This window comes from Rhizobium sp. AG855 (assembly GCF_003610655.1).
Classification (GTDB): domain Bacteria; phylum Pseudomonadota; class Alphaproteobacteria; order Rhizobiales; family Rhizobiaceae; genus Allorhizobium; species Allorhizobium wuzhouense.
On record NZ_RAQG01000003.1, the window covers coordinates 19,978 to 37,274 of the forward strand.

General features: G+C 58.1%; 10 protein-coding genes. 7 read left to right on the top strand and 3 right to left on the bottom strand.

From position 1 onward, the window contains the following. Nucleotides 1-116: 116 nt before the first annotated feature. Nucleotides 117-428 (top strand): XRE family transcriptional regulator, encoded by a 312-nt coding sequence (locus tag DFO46_RS00125; RefSeq protein WP_120275894.1) that lies wholly within the window; start codon nt 117-119, stop codon nt 426-428. Here DFO46_RS00125 and DFO46_RS00130 read toward each other — a convergent pair. Next, the gene (locus DFO46_RS00130) at nt 425-778 is read right to left on the bottom strand and encodes a type II toxin-antitoxin system RelE/ParE family toxin (protein WP_120275895.1); all 354 of its coding nucleotides are present in this window, start codon (nt 776-778) and stop codon (nt 425-427) included. The two genes, DFO46_RS00125 and DFO46_RS00130, sit on opposite strands and share 4 nt — an antisense overlap. Nucleotides 779-1,418: 640 nt before the next feature. Between DFO46_RS00130 and DFO46_RS00135 the strand changes: the two genes are divergently transcribed. The 3 genes from DFO46_RS00135 to DFO46_RS00145 are packed head-to-tail and all read left to right on the top strand — an operon-like array spanning nt 1,419 to nt 10,161. Then, entirely contained in the window at nt 1,419-7,403 is a 5,985-nt protein-coding gene (locus DFO46_RS00135) for a DUF3320 domain-containing protein (RefSeq protein WP_120275896.1), read from the top strand. 2 nt (nt 7,404-7,405) lie between these two features. Next, nucleotides 7,406-8,530, top strand: coding sequence for a DNA repair exonuclease (locus tag DFO46_RS00140; RefSeq protein WP_120275897.1), 1,125 nt, complete (start codon nt 7,406-7,408; stop codon nt 8,528-8,530). After that, complete coding sequence (locus DFO46_RS00145; protein WP_120275898.1) at nt 8,527-10,161, top strand: AAA family ATPase; 1,635 nt, start codon at nt 8,527-8,529, stop codon at nt 10,159-10,161. Before DFO46_RS00140 ends, DFO46_RS00145 begins: the two co-directional genes overlap by 4 nt. A 202-nt stretch (nt 10,162-10,363) precedes the next feature. Here the strand turns inward: DFO46_RS00145 and DFO46_RS00150 are convergent, their stop codons facing one another. Together DFO46_RS00150 and DFO46_RS00155 are read right to left on the bottom strand one after the other, a co-directional pair. Further along, on the bottom strand, nt 10,364-11,425 hold the full coding sequence (locus tag DFO46_RS00150) for a siderophore-interacting protein (protein ID WP_120275899.1): 1,062 nt from the start codon (nt 11,423-11,425) through the stop codon (nt 10,364-10,366). Then, on the bottom strand, nt 11,422-12,372 hold the full coding sequence (locus tag DFO46_RS00155; RefSeq protein WP_120275900.1) for an MFS transporter: 951 nt from the start codon (nt 12,370-12,372) through the stop codon (nt 11,422-11,424). Before DFO46_RS00155 ends, DFO46_RS00150 begins: the two co-directional genes overlap by 4 nt. A gap of 721 nt (nt 12,373-13,093) precedes the next feature. On the opposite strand from DFO46_RS00155, the gene DFO46_RS00160 reads away from it, so the two are divergent. From DFO46_RS00160 to DFO46_RS00170, 3 genes are all read left to right on the top strand, one after another. Further along, nucleotides 13,094-13,609 (top strand): RNA polymerase sigma factor, encoded by a 516-nt coding sequence (locus DFO46_RS00160; protein WP_245422480.1) that lies wholly within the window; start codon nt 13,094-13,096, stop codon nt 13,607-13,609. A 157-nt stretch (nt 13,610-13,766) separates the two neighbouring features. Then, complete coding sequence (locus DFO46_RS00165) at nt 13,767-14,759, top strand: FecR family protein (protein WP_120275902.1); 993 nt, start codon at nt 13,767-13,769, stop codon at nt 14,757-14,759. A 112-nt stretch (nt 14,760-14,871) separates the two neighbouring features. After that, complete coding sequence (locus DFO46_RS00170) at nt 14,872-17,292, top strand: TonB-dependent siderophore receptor (protein ID WP_120275903.1); 2,421 nt, start codon at nt 14,872-14,874, stop codon at nt 17,290-17,292. Nucleotides 17,293-17,297: the final 5 nt, after the last annotated feature.

A 17,297-nucleotide genomic window follows, 5' to 3' on the forward strand; every position in this document is an offset into this window, starting at 1 on the left:
TTGGGTTGAGCGGCCCCGTCGTTTCGCAGATCTTCTAAGGTTGAATCAAAAAGCTTGATTTTCTGAGGCTGGCGCACTAGTAATATACGTAATCACGTATAAAGATGGATGCTAGCATGACCAAACTCAGCTACGACAACATATTCGACGCAATCACCGAAGACTCGAGCGAAGCGGCAGATTTGCAGTTCCGAGCTGACTTGATGATCACACTCCGGAGGATCTTCGAAGACCGCGGTTGGAAACAAGCCGACATAGCGTCGGCGCTCGGTGTTTCGCAGCCGCGGGTCAGCGAACTCATAAGAGGCAAAATCGACCTTTTCTCAGCTGATAAACTGATTGGCTTCCTAGCGAAGATGAATGTTCGCCTCAAGCCCTCCGTCGATGCAAATCACAAGGTGATCTGCGAGGTACTGGAAGCAGCTTAACGGCCTCTCTTCTTTCGCTCTCTGATGATCTCTTGCATTTCCTTGTACCGCTCTTTGGCGGTGTTCATTGCTTTGCGGTCTACCCCGTTCGTCGTTTTTTCAAAGGCGTGGAGGACCCAAACCGTGTCCTCGTACTTTGCGCAATACACGGCCCGGTACGCGGGGCTCCCGTTTTCGATCAACTCGACCGCTCCAGGCCCAACGCTTTCCTTGATGTTCTTGTGTTCGGAGAATGGCCGCTCGCCATTTTGAACCGCCTGTAGATCCGCGCCAAACTGTCTAATTATCTCTTTTGGCAGATCCAGGAACGTCCTTTTTGCTGCCTCATTCACAAACTCAAATTTCTTCATAAATCTCCCATTCGGTCATAAATTCTTCAATTTGGAAAAACGCGAAACGGGCAAACGCAAATGACGCGCTTGCCCGACAACGTACAATATAGTACGAATTGGGCAGCGCGTCAATAAGGAAGATTAGGAAAACGCCAATGGTAGACCTATATAGGTCAAGAAAAGAGCTGTCAAGCCCGTTTTTATTTTTATTCAGCCAGCATTTGCCGGGTCCGCGCCATGATCCGGGAGAAGCGGGCCGACCCGTTCGCTTGCGAAGGCGAATAGTCGAGCGTTAAGCGAGCCGATGAGCTTGACTATCCAAGCATTGTCGCTTCAGTTCTCGAATTCGGACATAGCCCCCGAAAGGAAGAGAAATCTAAAAGCGCAGACGTTTCCGAGCAGAAATGACGGGTCCACGGCTCCGCTCCCGTCAAGGCGAATGCTTCTGAGAGAGCGGGGCATCCGGTCGTCTCCTTTTATGGGGATGGTTTTGGCGCATTGTTATTCGTTTGCTACACGAACGCGCACCAAAGGCGTTAGTGAGTAGAACCCAGGTGCCGCAATGGCGGGCAGAACCTTCAAAAAGTTACTCTGTTTCTAATATTAGTCTTCTTAAAGTTGAAAAACGCCGCTAATCTCCCGCCGGGGGGATACGGCGATGCAGTTTTCAGAAATGAGTGGGACGGAGAACCAAGGGACCACTAAATCCGACAATCCTGCTATTGTTGCCGATATTGCCGCCTGCTTCACCTATGCGTCCTACCAGAATGCGATTCCAGTTGTCCGGTCGATCCTGGTCGAGAACAATACGGACAGACACTTCGAGAACTGCCGCATAGAGCTGACGGCGTCTCCACCTTTTCTGCGGCCGAAGTCATGGATCGTTGATCGCCTGGTGCCTGGGGATCGGCTTGTGCTCGCAGATCGAAAAGTGGAATTCGACCCAGGGTACCTCTCGGGGCTGAACGAAGCAGAGCGCGGCGAGATCACACTTCGCATTGCCTCCGGCGGACAAACTCTGGACGAGCGGCGCCTTCCCGTCAGACTGCTTGCACGCGACGAATGGGGAGGGGTTGCCGACATGGTGCAGTTGCTCCCGGCCTTTGTCATGCCCAATGATCCTGGTGTGGCCACCGTTTTGCGAATGGCTGCGGAAAGGCTCAATGCTCATGGCCACTCAGGTGGACTGGATGGGTACCAGTCAAACAATCCCCAGCGCGCCTATATGCTGGCAGCGGCAGTCTACTCAGCGATTGCAGGGATCGGGTTGCACTATGCCGAGCCGCCTGCAAGCTTCGAGAATCGCGGCCAGAAGATCCGGCGTCCGAGCACGGTCGCTGAGGAGCGGCTCGCCACCTGCCTCGATACCACGCTTCTTTTCGCCGCCGGGTTGGAAGCCGCTGGGTTGAACCCCGTGATCTTGATGTTCAAGGGGCATGCTGCCGTTGGTGTGTGGCTTGCGAAGAGAACTTTCGCTCATGCCGTAGAACCGGACCAGATGGAGGTTCGCAAGGCCTTGGCGTCGCGCGAGTTGATCGTATTTGAAACGACCGGCGTGACACATCGGCCTGCCATGACGTTTGAAAGCGCGCTTCGGGCACTGGACGGCCGCCTTGGAGTGGACGAGGCCCATGCTTTTGTGGCCGCCATTGATGTCAGGCGATCGCGTAGCGGCGGTATCATGCCCCTTGCCTCACATGAGCCTATCCGCCGCAATGTTCAGGAGGATGACTCGGCCGTTGTGGTCGACTTGCCGCTTCCCTCCGCCCCCAGTTTTGCTGAGATGCCTGCTGAAACCGTTGAGGTAAAACCAACCAACGCTGCCGGTCGCATCGACAGATGGCAGAAAAAACTGCTCGATCTGACACTTCGCAATCGACTTCTCAACTTCCCGGATTCCAAGAAAACGATCCCATTTCTCTGCACGGACGTGGCCTATCTCGAAGATCGGCTGGCGAACGGCGCAGCAATACGCATCATATCCTTGCCTGAGCAGAACCCGCTCGGTGAACGGGATGCAGCACTTTATCGGGATGTCCATGGCCGGGATCTCCAACGTGGCTTCGCGGCGGAAGCATTGCTTCGGGACGAGTTGCCCTCGCCCCTCGACGTGCGCCAGCTCGAAGCTCGGTTGATCGATCTCTATCGGCAGGTTCGCAACGATTTTGCCGAGGGTGGCGCCAACACTCTTTTTCTGGCTGTCGGATTCCTCAGGTGGAAGAAGAAGCCGGAAGACGAGCGCAGCTATCGTGCGCCGCTTCTACTTGTCCCAGTCAAACTTGAGCGCCGCAGTGCCAGTTCACGCTTCACCATCCGCTTCCATGAAGATGAGCCGCGTTTCAATGCGACTCTTCTACAGTTTCTGGAACGGGATTTTGACCTGTCCCTCCCACAATTCCACGGCGACCTGCCGCTCGACGACAATGGGATAGACGTGCCGCGCGTCCTCGCATTGATGCGCCAGGCAATCCGCGATGTTCCGGGGATGGAGGTTGTGGACGAAACGGCCCTGTCGACCTTCTCCTTCGCGAAATTTCTCATGTGGAAGGATCTCGTTGAACGCACCGACGCCTTGCGCGAGAACAGGGTCGTTCGACACTTGATCGACACGCCTGAGCAGGCCTTTCATGAAGGAAGCGGCGAAACGACGTTCCGCGACGAGCGTGAGCTCGATCAGGTTTATGCGCCAGCGGACATCATCTGTCTTCTTCCATCAGACTCGTCGCAGACAGCAGCAAGCTTGGCCGCAGCCGAAGGGCGGGATTTTGTCATCGTTGGCCCGCCCGGCACAGGTAAGAGCCAGACGATCGCCAACATGATCGCCAACTGTCTTGCCGTTGGAAAGACGGTGCTGTTCGTCGCTGAAAAGACGGCCGCGCTCGACGTGGTTTATCGCCGCTTGCGGACACATGGTCTTGGAGATCATTGCGTCGAACTGCACTCGAACAAGGCTGATCGCCGGCATTTCCTGGGGCAACTGAAAGCGGCTTGGGAGCATGGTGGACGGAATGATGCGTCCGAATGGATCGCGATCAACGAGCGCCTTCGGTTGCGTCGCGACGAGCTGAATGCCTATGTCGGGGCACTGCACAGACGCTACTCAAACGGATGGACTCCGTATCTCGCGTTGGGCATCGCGCTCAAAGCTGCGGAGGCGCCAGCACCAGGCTTGTCCTGGTTGGAACGCGACGCACATGACTCACAGACGTTACGCGAGCTCGAAGAGCTCGCCAGCGAACTCGGTCTCGTCTTCGGTTCAGTTGAACGTCAGCCGGTACTCGACCTCATCAATGTCAACGAATGGAGTTCCGACTGGCAGGATGGCGTGATAGCGGCAGCACAGTCGCTGTTGAATGCGATAGAATTGCTGGTTGACTCGGCGAATGAATTTGTCGCCCGCCTTGGCCTCAAACCGCAGGAGCGGCTGTCACGAATTGAGCTGCAGGCACTGTTAAGCTTGGCATGGGTGCTGCGGAAATCGCGCGGCCATGACGTATCCATCGTCTTTGATCGGGATTTTCCCCGATGCGCGGAAGCGCTGGAAAGTCTCGCCACCTCCATAAATGCCTATCGAGAAGCAGAGCGCGGTGCTGCTGCTTCCTACAGTGCCGCCGCCGTCCGCGACCTCGAAGCAGACGTCCTGGATCGCCAGTGGCGTGAGGCCAGTGCTTCATTCTGGCCGAATGCGATGCTGGGCAAACGCAAGGTTCAGAAGCTCCTCCAGAGCTATGTCGAGCAGGGTTCCGTGGATCCGGAGCGGGATCTTCCCCTTTTGCGGCGCATGAAGGATTGCCTTTTGGCAATTGATCAGAATTTCTTGAACGGTAAGCCTCTGCCGGTCAGTGGTCTGGCCACAGATGTTGGAGCCGTTGCGGCAGTGCTGGACATTGCGCGGGAGCTTCGTGCGATAATCCCGTTACCGGGCCGCGATCAGGAAGAGACCCGGATGACGCTCCGCGCTCTTGCGCCATGTCTTCGCGCGGTCGTCCAAGACGATGTGGTCCGACCTGCAGGCGACAGGTTGCTGGCGGCGGTCGACGGCATGAAGGAGGCGCAACGGCGCTTCAGCACGATCGCCGGGCGCGACAGTCTTTTTGGGAAGGATGGTGCCGACCTCGCGACAGTGAGGGACAAACTCGACGCCCTCATCGGCGCAAGGCATCTGCTTCGTGATTGGTCAGCCTGGTGCCGGATCAGAAATCAGGCGGTGCAGGCGAATCTGTCATCGCTGGTCGAACAGCTCGAAACAGGCGCAATCCGACCGGATGAAACACGGGCTTCGTTTCGCCTGGGCTATGCCAGGTGGTGGCTTCCGAAGGTCCTCGACGCCGACCCGGTTTTGCGAAACTTTAGGCGCTTCCAGCACGAGAACGCGATCACTGAATTCCGCGACATTGACGATCTCGTGCGCTCACACGCGACATCGCGCGTCATCAGCGCTATCGCCCACGGATTACCGCCCGTGCAGAGCGTTCCCCGCAATTCGGAGCTCGGGCTGCTGCGCTATCAGATGGAGTTGCAGCGACCCAGCCAGTCCATACGGGATATGATCAGCAAGATGCCGCAGAGCTTTTCGAAGCTCGCCCCCTGCATGCTGATGTCACCCTTGTCGATCGCTCAGTATCTGCCACCGAACCAGGCGCTGTTCGATGTTGTGATCTTCGATGAGGCGTCGCAGATTACGACTTGGGACGCTGTGGGTGCCATCGCGCGGGCCCGCCAGACGATCATCGTCGGCGATCCCAAGCAGTTGCCGCCGACGAACTTCTTCGGACGCAACGAGGAAGAGGAAGACGTCGCTGATCATGAGAAAGACCTTGAGAGCATTCTCGACGAGGCGAAGGCCGCTGGCATCCCAACGCGCGATCTGCGATGGCACTATCGCAGCCGAAGCGAGTCTCTGATCGCCTTCTCCAATCATCATTACTATCAGAACCGGCTGGTGACTTTTCCGTCGCCGGTCGTCGAAGACCGTGCCGTGCATCTGCGGAAAGTCCCAACGGGTGTCTATGACCGCGGCAAGAGCCGAACCAACCGACCAGAAGCGGATGCTGTCGCAAGAGAAGCCGTTTCCCGAATGAAGGCATGGCTGAAGATGCCTGAAACCGATCGCCCGACGTTGGGAGTGATCACCTTCAATGCGCAGCAGCAATCTCTGATTCTCGATCTTCTGGATGCCGCGCGCCGCGATGAGCCGGAGCTCGAGTGGTTTTTTGCCGAAGAGCGGGTCGAGCCCACCATCGTCAAGAACCTGGAGAATGTTCAAGGCGATGAGCGTGACGTCATTCTTTTCTCGATCACCTTCTGGAAGGATACCGCAGGCAAGCTGACGATGGACTTCGGTGCGCTGAACCGCGATGGAGGCGAACGTCGTCTGAACGTCGCAGTCACACGTGCCCGGCAGGAACTTGTCGTGTTCTCGGGTTTCACGGCCGACCAGATCGACCCGACACGCACCAAGGCACTGGCCGTGCATCACCTCAAGACTTTCCTCGACTATGCCAAGCGCGGTCCGGTCGCCCTGCCGGCTGCGGATATCGGCTCTGTCGGCGGTTTCGAGTCTCCTTTCGAAGAGGCCGTGGCAGCGCAACTGGAACGGCGTGGCTGGCGTATTGTGCCGCAGGTCGGCATCTCCGGATTCCGGATCGATTTTGGTATCCGTCACCCAGATCTGGCTGGCACTTTCCTCGCCGGCATCGAATGCGACGGGGCGACGTATCACCGATCCGCCACCGCTAGAGACCGCGATAAGGTCCGTGAACAGGTGTTGAGAGGTCTCGGCTGGAACATCCTCCGCATCTGGTCGACCGATTGGTGGTTCGATGCCACAGGCTGCGCCGAGCGGCTTCATGGCAGCCTGGAGGCCCTATTGGAGGAGAGCCGGGTACTTCGTGCTGCAGAAACAGAAAGCGCTGTGACCCGTTGGGATATGGGACACGAGGTTGAAGGGACCGAAGAAAATCGTATCGACGAGACTACAACCTCCGTTGAGCCGATAGAGCTCCCGCCGGTCGCCTTCGAGGCTGAACGCGTTTCTGCGGAGGAGCGGCCACTGTCCAGCGAGCCGCAAACTCTGGAAATGCCACCCACGCCCACCTTGGCCAGCAACAAAACTTCGAACGAGCGGGGATACAAGGTCACCGATCTTTCCAGTTTCCGAGCCGAGCCAGATCAGTTTTTTGAATTTGGCTATCGCGATACCCTGCGCAGGATGATCGAGGCAGTCATCGAAACTGAAAGCCCGTTACGCGCAGACATTCTTGCCCAGCGTATATCCCGGGCGCATGGCTGGTTGCGCACGGGCGGGCGGATCAGGGAGCGGATAGATCTCCACCTCCGCGGTTATGACACGACCAAGGAGTCGAGCGGCGAATTCATCTGGAAGGTGGGCACCGTTTCAAAGATCATGCCGTATCGGCAGCCGACCAGCGAGGACGCGCGCAGGTCGATCGCAGATATACCGCTTGCGGAACTTGCCTCTGTCGTATCCGACAACCCAGATCTGCTGGATCAGCCAGACCCGGCGCGTGATCTGGCTCGACTGCTCGGTGTCGAACGCCTTGCCGCCGTTTCCCGCGCACGGCTGGACGAAGCAATTGCAGTGGCGCGGTCGCATGCGTCAACCATCCAAACACCTGAGTAGTCATGTTTCGATTTATCCATTCCAGCGATCTTCATCTCGGAAAGCGTTTTGGCAACTTCGAGGGTGACTTGCCCAGCCGCTTGCGCGAAGCAAGACACACGGTGATCACCCGGCTGGCTGCACACGCTCGCGAGCAAAACGCCACGACGGTGCTGCTCGCAGGAGATACCTTCGATACCGAGACGCCCGCACCGCATGTGCGACGCCAGGCTTTTGCCGAAATGGCGCATGATCCCGCCATCAGGTGGGTCATCCTGCCAGGAAATCACGATTCTCTGCAGGCTTCGCAACTCTGGACGACGCTAAAGGCAGAAGCACCAGAAAACGCCGTACTCGCGGTCGAGCCCCAGCCGATCGAATTAGCGAGCGGTGTGGTCTTGTTGCCGGCACCTTGCACCACCCGTCGCCCCGGCCGAGACCTGACGGAATGGATGGATGGTCATGCCTCACCCGATGGGACGCTGCGGATTGGACTGGCTCATGGAGCCATTCGCAGCTTTTCAGAAGAGGGAGGCGCGTCCGAGGTTATCGCGCCGGACCGGGCAAGACGCGCAGGGCTCGACTATCTAGCGCTCGGCGATTGGCACGGCGTGGTCAGTGTGGACCAGCGAACCCATTATTGCGGGACACCGGAACCTGACCGTTTCAAGCACGACGCGCCGGGTACGGCTCTTCTGGTCACGATTGCCGGCTCGTCCGGTACCCCAGATGTTCAGGCATTGCCTACCGCGACGTTTGCCTGGCGTAACCTCGATCTTCATTTGCTTGACGGTGACGCCCCAGAGGCTGCTCTCAATACCTTGCTCCCGGCTCTACGAGAACGGAGGAACTCGCTGCTCCGGGTAGTGGCATCAGGGCACACTCGTATTGCTGCGCGTGCTGAGCTCGTCGCCGCCGTTGGAAAGGCAGCTCCGGATTTCGCTTTTCTGGAGCTGGATCAGAATGGACTAGCCACAGAATGCGAGCTGGAAGACCTGGATCAGATCGATCGTGGCGGTGCCCTGCGTGAAGCTGCCAATGCGCTGCTTGCCGAGTCTACAGATGAACGTCGACCTATATCCGAGCGCGAGATCGCGCGGGCGGCCTTGATGCGCCTATATTCCTATACGCAGGCAATCACGCCATGAAGATCTCAGCCTTGCGTCTCTTCAACGTCAAACGGTTTGCCGGCCGCGGCGTTGCCATTGAAGGTATCGGCGATGGCGTCAACGTGCTCTGCGCGGCGAATGAGTTCGGCAAATCGACGAGTTTTGAAGCCCTGCATGCACTCTTCTTCCAACCTCATTCCGGCACCCCGGGTGATGTTCAGAGATTGCGCCCCTATAGTGGTGGGAACCCGTTGGTCGAAGCCGATATCACGACCGGCGAGGGCAGCTTCCGAATTACCAAGCAGTATTATGGTGGGAGGTCAGCCCGTGTGGTGGATCTTGGATCCGGCCGTCTTGTCGCCCAGGCAGATGAGGCAGAAAACTTCATCACCAGCCTGATCAGGGGAGGGACCTCCGGACCTGCTCGGCTTGAAGTCGCGGGAATTGGGACAATCAGCTTGCGTTCGAACCGCCCCGGTCGGAGGGACAACCAACTGGTGCAGGCAGAAGCGGCAAGAACCGCCCTTCTTGCGTCAATGGGCGTCGATAGCCTTTCTGCAGCGCGAGACAGGCAGGCAAGGGCACAGCAGGCCAATGCTGACCTGCGGGGGTTGAAAGACCGGCTGTCCTTCATTGCTCCAGAGGGACTGGCGAAACTCAGAGAGGAAGTCGAAGTAGGTAGTACGATCAGCCTTGAGGGTCTCGACCTGGATGAGGATCCGGCGCTGCTTCGCAACGCGCTGGCACAAGCCGAAGAACGCCGCAAGCAGGCGCGTCTCGCCCTCCGTGAGGTAGAGCCAGACCAGTCTCGTGCCGATGACGCCTTCGTCGCCGCGGAGACGAGATTGGCGTCTCTGATTTCCGATCAGACGCAGTTGGCTGTGGTCCTCGGGCCGGAAGAAGCGCGTGCCGAGCGCGAGCGTTCGTTGTCTGCCACTCTAGCTGATCTGGACCAATCGCTTTCTGAGGCGGAGGCGCATGTCCTGAAGCTTGGTACAGATGCCGGTGATCTCGCGTCGATCGAGGCGGCGCTGACGCGTGCTCGCTCGATCGAAGCAGCAGTCGAAAAGGAGATCAATGCGCTGCGGGAGACCATGGCCGGACTGAACGCAGAGATCCGCGCACAATCGGAAGAGGCGGTGGAAGAGAAGTGGCGGGAGACTTCGGAGGCACTCGATGCGGCGACTGCGCGGGTGGCTGCATATGAGAAGGAAGTGGCTGTCCTCCAGCGCGTGACCACCGCCCTCGACGATGCCAGGTCTGAGGCGCGCGAGCTCTACCTCAAACCTGTTATGGCTGAGCTCAGACCGCTGCTGAGACTGCTCTTCGACGATGTTGCGATCACCTTCGACGACAAGACGCTTCTACCCCAGACCATCCTGCGGAATGGGCAGGAAGAGGATGTCGATCGCCTGAGCGGCGGAATGCGGGAGCAGTTGTCAGTGCTGACGCGGCTGGCGTTTGCGCGGCTTCTCGCACGCGACGGCCGGCCGGCCCCTGTTATCCTCGATGATGCGCTGGTCTATTCGGATGACGACCGCATCGAAAAGATGTTCGACGCACTCCACAGGCAGTCTCGGGACCAGCAGATCATCGTGTTCTCCTGTCGCCAGCGGGCGTTTCAGAAGCTCGGAGGAAACGTGCTGCAGATGATAGATTGGCAGCCGTAGAGCTGCGTCGACAGCATCTGTTTGTGGAACCGATTCAGCTGGTTATTACCGATGAATTGGCCAAGCATCTGAAAAAACACATTACTACTACCTCTCGCAAGTGGTGGATTCTAGGTTCGAATCCGTTCAAGGCGGCAACCTGCGTGAATCTATTCTCGCGCTCGGCATCAAGCGCGGCCTCGGTCTGGCGATGTTCAAGTCTTCAATCTTCCTGACGTGCGCCCCCACGGATACCGGCGCGCCAATAGGCTACCACCTGAGCGTCAGTCCTATAGTCGAAGTCAACCGATTTCAGGTGGTTCCTGACAACCTCTGCCGCACTATGTTCGGCGCCGAACCAGACTAAACCTTGCCATCCAGCGGCGGCCAGTTCGAGCATTTTTGATGGTGCTTCACGGTTGAAGCGCCCCAAGCCAAATCTGTGAAGTTCAAGGCTGCTCGCAGGTAGGTAGGTCGCAGCATCAACTTCCTCAGGCATCTCGACCAGCAGGTGCCCCTCCAGCGGGCAATCCGGCTCCTCAAGCATCCTCGCGATCGCGGGGAGTGCCGTCATATCTCCTCCGATGATGGCAGGTCGCCCATTATGCTTTAGAGGCAGGCCTCCTCCAGGTCCCATCACGCCAATCACATCTCCTTCGGCCGCCGACACAGTCCAGTCTGAGATGTTTCCACCGGTGTGATGCATGAAGTCTATAGCAACCCTGCTCGCTTCCGGGTTCACATGCCGCAGCGTGAAATACCGTACATGCAGCCGGTCCTCACCCTTGGGCCAACGCGTTGCTCCGTTTGGATGAACGCCCGGCCATGTCGGAGGGCGCCCAAGCTGAGCGGGAAGCATCAATTTTACATGCATGCCATCTTGAGTAAGCGGCTGAAGATCCTCGCCCTCAAGCCACAATCGCGTCATGCCCGGGATAGGCCGAAGTCGCTCCACGACTCGAAGCTCGCGAAAGTTTGGCGGGAACATCTGTCGGTCTTGATCAGGCCATCGCAGCTTTGCTGCGACCTCCGGGTCGCATTCTTCGAGATGGTGGGCAACCGCCTCTTTCAAGAAGAAAAGGGCATTTGCACTCACCGCTTCTATGTCCACGACTAGCGCCTCAGGCTCAAGTTCTATCGACAGCATGTTCCCCTGATGTTCTATGGTCAGTCGGCGCGTATCTGTATGCGACGGAGAAAAGCCGTGTTCAACGATGTGATCCTGCAACGCCAGAAAGATGCTATCGGCCGAGGTTGCCGCAACGGACGTTGAAACCTTGATCATGCCGCCTCCTTTAGAAGTCTTTGATTTCGCGCTATCCAGGCTCCAAGCGCAGCACCAGCCAGCGAAACAGTGCCCCCGACTAGCAATACGGAAGGCAAGCCAAGTCGATCCAACGCTGCGGATCCCACTGCATTGATCAGGACTGCGGCGACGCCGCCATGGGCGCCGAAGACCGCAATCTCCGTTGACGCAGTGCGATGATCAACCAGGCGCATCAGCAATGACTGAGACACCACGGCTCCCGCGAACACCAGTGCGACCGCACCGACGATGAAAGCGATCGCCGGGCGGGCTTCGTCATCCACTGTCTGCACAGTGGCGAACGTGAGAGTCCAGACACCCGATAGGGCGCCGAGCACCAACAAGACCTTCAGTTCGTCGACGCGCGTGATGACGCTGCGGGCTGCGAAAGCCGCCAGCATTCCAGCGAGATTAGCGACAACGATGCCCCAAAGGCCTGCCTGTTGTACTCCAAGGCCCGCGTCTGACACGATCAGCCACTTCATGCCATAACCGATATCGATCCCCACCGTTGTCACAGTGATAACTTTGAATAAGGCAGCCAAGTTCTTCCGTCGAAAGAGGGAGAAGATGGCTGCGAAAGTATGGGCGACGGAGGTTGTCGTGCTCTTGATTGTCTTCTGGTCCAGCTTGTGGAGCAGCATCAGAAGAAGGCTCAGCGCTGACTGAAGGAAAACTGCACCTACAACTGCGCGCCAGCCCAAACTGCCCAAAAGATAGAGGCCTACGGCCCCGAGAAGGAGCCCGGCGAGGCCCGCAGCCGCGCTTTGCAAAGAGGCTGCGCGGCCGTAGTCTTCAGAGTGCAGCAACGTGGTTGTCATCTCAGCCAGCGCCACAAGCGGTGTCCCGAGCGCGATGGGCAGCGGAGGCAACATGAGAATAGTGCGCATTCCGTCATCGGCAGGATCGCCCCAGAGCAACATCATTAGATCTGCTCTGTCTCTTCATTCTGACCTCAATTGCAAGGCCGGGCTCAGCCTTAACCGTCGCCTCAAACGGGTGCTGTCCATAGAGCTTTCCAGCCAGCACTCGAACGTAACCGAGGGCAATGACACTGATCTCACCGGTTGCGAGCGCGCCGGCCCGCTTCGAGCGAACCTCGACATCGCGATCTCCAGTCTGAGATGTCGCGGCGTTTAAATTGTCTGTGGTGAAGGTCTGACGAGGCTTCATATGGCAACAAACGTGAAGGAAGCTGGTCGGGTCGATGCCGTTTTCTTAATAAGAGGGCAGCCTTGTTCGGTCAACTGATGACAGAAGGTTGAGCAGGACAGGGAGGGCAACGATAGACAGCCAGTTAAATTCGCCTGGCTCGCTTTCTACTCGCTGATCATGGAGGAATAGCAAGTCGCGGGATTAAATCCCTTCAAGGCGAAGCATGATCAGACGGAGGACTCATAGCTACGGTGTTTCACGCTCAATATGGCATCCATCTGGCTGTCATGAAGAAATAACTTGTATTTACAAATCAAGTTATCTGTTGCGTGGTCCCGTGCCCCGATTTAGGAAGGGAACACTGACGGCGACCAACGGATGTTTTGAGTGCCAAATGCCCCTGGTGCGTATCAAATGGCGAACGGTGCTTCATCGAGGAGATGATTTTGCTCTCCCGGATGTGGTGCGAAAAGCATGCGGAGGGCAGATTGCGTGCCTGCCATATTGAACGCGATTTTTGCCGCCCACCGGCGCTCCCTGCTCTGGACCGTCATGCGTATTGTGCGCGACCCGCAGACGGCGGAAGACTTGGCGCAGGAGACCTATCTGCGCGCTCACAAGGCGGTTGAGAGCGGACGGGTCGAGCATATCGAGGGCTTTCTCCACCAGACGGCCCGCAATCTGGCGCTGGACCATCTGCGGCGTCGCAGGACACGGGCGGGCGCCGAAGTGCAGGGTCTGGACGAGCATTCGCTTGCTGGGATCTCGGCTGACATCCCCTCTATCGAACAGGCTTTGATCCAGAAGCAGGCGTTCGACGTGTTTCAGCAGGCGCTTGCTGCCTTACCGAAGCGCGCGCAGACGGTTCTGGTCCTCAGCCGCATCGAAGAGTGGTCGAATGTCCGCATCGCAGACCATCTCGGCATTTCCGAACGGACCGTCTTCAATGATCTAAAACTCGCCATGGCCCATTGCCGGGACGCCATGGCGCGTCTGGACGGAAAGTGAGGACAACAGGATGGCGTTTTCTTTAACGGTCTCGCCCGCAGTGATTACTGTGAATACGGGCCGACTGTTCGTCTCTATGAAGAATTTTGCGGGATTGGAGGTGCTCATGCGTCAAGGTATCAGGAACCCGCAAACACGCTTTGAGTGGATCGGCTAAGTGGGACATCAGGACGCGCAGGACAAGGACCGGACGGTCAGCGACTTCACCCATGCCGATCCTGTGGTGGATCAGGCCCTGGGCTGGCACTTGCGGCTGCGCGACGGCAAGCAGGATGCGGCGACACGCGCTGATTTTCGTGCATGGCTGGCGAAGGATCCGCGACATGAGGAGGAGTTTCGAGGCCTTGAGATCGTGTGGAACTCGGAACCTTTTCTTGGAGCCGTGAAAGCCCTGTCTGTCACCCGGTCCGTACTGATGCGGCCGAACGGCTCCCGCTGGCCACTGAGGGCTACTGCTTTGGCCGCCTCGGTTCTGATTGCTGCGGGAATCTGGCAATTCCCGGCGCTGACGATTGCGCTCCAGGCGGATTACGTTACAGCGACGGGGGCACAGAGGCGTGTTCCGCTGCCGGACGGCTCAACGATGTTGCTCAATACCGATACGGCGGTGGCGTTGGACTTCGCTGCCGGCCGGCGTCACATCCGCCTGCTGCGCGGCGAAGCCTTTTTCGATGTCCTACACGATGCCGCCCATCCTTTTACCGTCAGCGGCCAATATGGCGAGGTCGAAGTGCTGGGCACGGCTTTTTCGATCAGAACCGGCGCTAACGAAGATGCGGTCATGCTTGAGCGGGGCCGTGTCCAGGTTCTCTGTCTGTGCGATGGCAAGGATAGCGCGGTGCTGCAGCCGGGCGAGACGGTCAGCATAACGGCAGCGTCCGTGTCGCCGGTTCATGCCGCCGATCCATCCGCGACGCTTGCCTGGCGCGAGGGCCGGATCGTCTTCGAAAACGCGCCTCTTGGTGATGTTCTCGACGAACTGCGTCGCTATCACGGTGGAGCGATTCTGGTCGCAGATGAGCGGGTGAACCGGATGAAGGTCACCGGCAATTATCGCCTCGATGATGTCGAGGGCGCGGTTCGGACTCTCGCCGACGCGGCAGGGGCCGGATTCTACCGCGTTCCCGGCGGCCTGATAATCCTTCAATAAAATTTCAACTTTTTTTGCCGGTTTTGAAACCCTGCTGCGTCCTTGCTGACAGAGGGGTCGCAACGCCTGTTGTGCGGCCGATTCATATGTGTTGAGCGAGGGTAGGACGAGTATGGCAAGGGGCAAAAAAAAACGCGTTGAGACCACAACTGAAGAGCGTCGTCGGCACCAGACAACGGTGCTTCTCGCATCCACCATGCTCGCCTGCATGGTCGGTTTTGCTCCGAGTATTGCGTCTGCCCAGGCGCAGTCTGTCGCGGGTGCCACGGAAACAATCAGCTTCCAGATCCCGGCCCAGCCGTTGTCGGCAGCCATCAATGCTTTCATCCGCCAGAGTGGCTGGCAAATCAGCTATTCGTCGGCGCTGGCCGCCGGCAAGACCTCGACGGCCGTTTCCGGCAGCATGAAGCCGTCTGCGGCTTTGCAGCAGATTGTCAAGGGCACCGGCATCACGGTCAGGATCAGCGGCGCAGGCTCGGCGGCTCTGGTCGGCCCCCAAGCGGCAGATGCAGGTGTAGCGGCCGCCGAGGGTTCCACCGTCCTCGATCCGATCACGGTTGTCGGCGACAACGACGGGGCCAACAGTTTTGTCTCGTCCAGTTCCACGGGGGCACTCAAGACAAATACGCCTCTCATAGAAACCCCGCAATCGGTGTCGGTGATCGGCCGCAAGCAGATTCAAGCGCAGAACGCACAAAGCGTGTCGGAGGTACTGCGTTATGTTCCAGGTGTTGCGATCGAAACTTACGGACCGGATCCGAAGGGTTATGACTGGATCATGATGCGGGGCTTCAACGCTCAAGCCACAAGTTCCTATCTCGATGGACTGAGACAGGTTTCCAGCAGCTACAGTTTCTTCCGTACTGATCCGTACGCCCTGGACAGTGTCGAGGTTCTGCGTGGCCCATCATCTTCGCTCTACGGCCAAAGTGACGCTGGCGGCATTGTCAACAAGACATCGCGGAAGCCGACAGCAGACAGGGTTCGGCAGGTTGAACTGCAATACGGAAGTCACGACCGGAAACAGGTGGCATTCGATTTGGGTGGTGCGGTCAACCAGGAAGAGAGCGTTCTTTACCGGATCATTGGCGTCGCTCGGAATGCGAACACTCAGTTTGAGTATTCCAACGGCGCAGATATTGGGGACGACCGGCTGATGATTCAGCCGGCGGTGACCTGGAAGCCCGATGAGGATACCACGCTAACGGTGACCGGTCAGGCGCTGAAGGATAAGAGCGGTGGCACGATCATGCTCTTCACGCCGACGAACATTCTCCTAGGTGACCCCAATTTCAATCAGAGTACCCAGGAGCAACAGAGCATCGGCTATGAGTTCGAGCATCGGTTCGACGAGACCTGGACATTTCGCCAGAACGCGCGCTACGGCCACGTCGACTTCACACTCGACAACCTTTTTCTATCTGGGCTCGCCCCATCTGGCCTCACCCGTATTGCCCGGCATTTTGATGAGAGCTTTGATACCTTTTCAATCGACAACCAGGCACAAGCCGAGTTCGAAACGGGTGCCCTCTCCCATCAAGCGCTTTTCGGTCTTGATTACAGCTGGTCTGATGCCGATGTCAGGCGTTTCCAGGGGGCGGCGCCGTCTCTGAATCCTTACGCACCTGTCTACGGCGTCACTGTCCCGACGCCCAAAACGCCCATGATTAGTTATGCGGAACGCTACAGTCAGACGGGCATCTACGCCCAGGACCAGATCAAGTTCGGCAATGGCTTTATCGCAACGCTGGGGGGGCGCTATGACTGGCTCAACCTGGACACGCATAATCGTCTGACGGATGCTGATACCAATACCAACATCGGTAACTTTTCCGGTCGCGCCGGCCTGAGCTACGTCACGTCCTTCGGTCTTGCTCCCTATGTCAGCTACTCGCAGTCCTTCGTCCCGAACGGCGGTGTGGATCAAGGCGGCAACACCTTCGATCCCTCGAAGGGCCGCCAGTGGGAAGTGGGCGTGAAGTATCAACCTGATGGCTTCGATGGGCTGTTCACGATCTCCTATTTTGACATCGAAAAAACCAATGTCTTGAACTACCTTTCCAACGGATTTGCCGTGGCAACGGGCGAGATCGCTTCGCGCGGTCTGGAGCTGGAGGGCAAGATCAGCCTGGGCGGCGGCTGGGATATTGTCGGTTCCTACACATACACCGATGCGGAGATCACACGCGATGCCACCGGCAATGTGGGAAAACGCCCGATGCTCGTGCCGGAACAGCAGGCCTCGGCCTGGCTGAACTACACGTTTGAGACGGGCCCTCTGGAAGGGGCATCGATCGGGGCCGGCGTTCGTTATGTCGGCAAGGTCTACGGCAACAATGCCAATACGTTCTCAGTGCCCAGCCGGACGCTGGTTGACCTTGGGGCAAGCTACCGGATCAACGAGCATGCGAAGGTCTCATTGAATGCGACCAACCTGTTCGACAAGAAGTACTTTTCGACCTGCGAGGCGAGCTACTCCTGCTATCAGGGCGATCGACGTACTGTCATCGGCAAGCTGACCGTCGATTTTTGAGATTG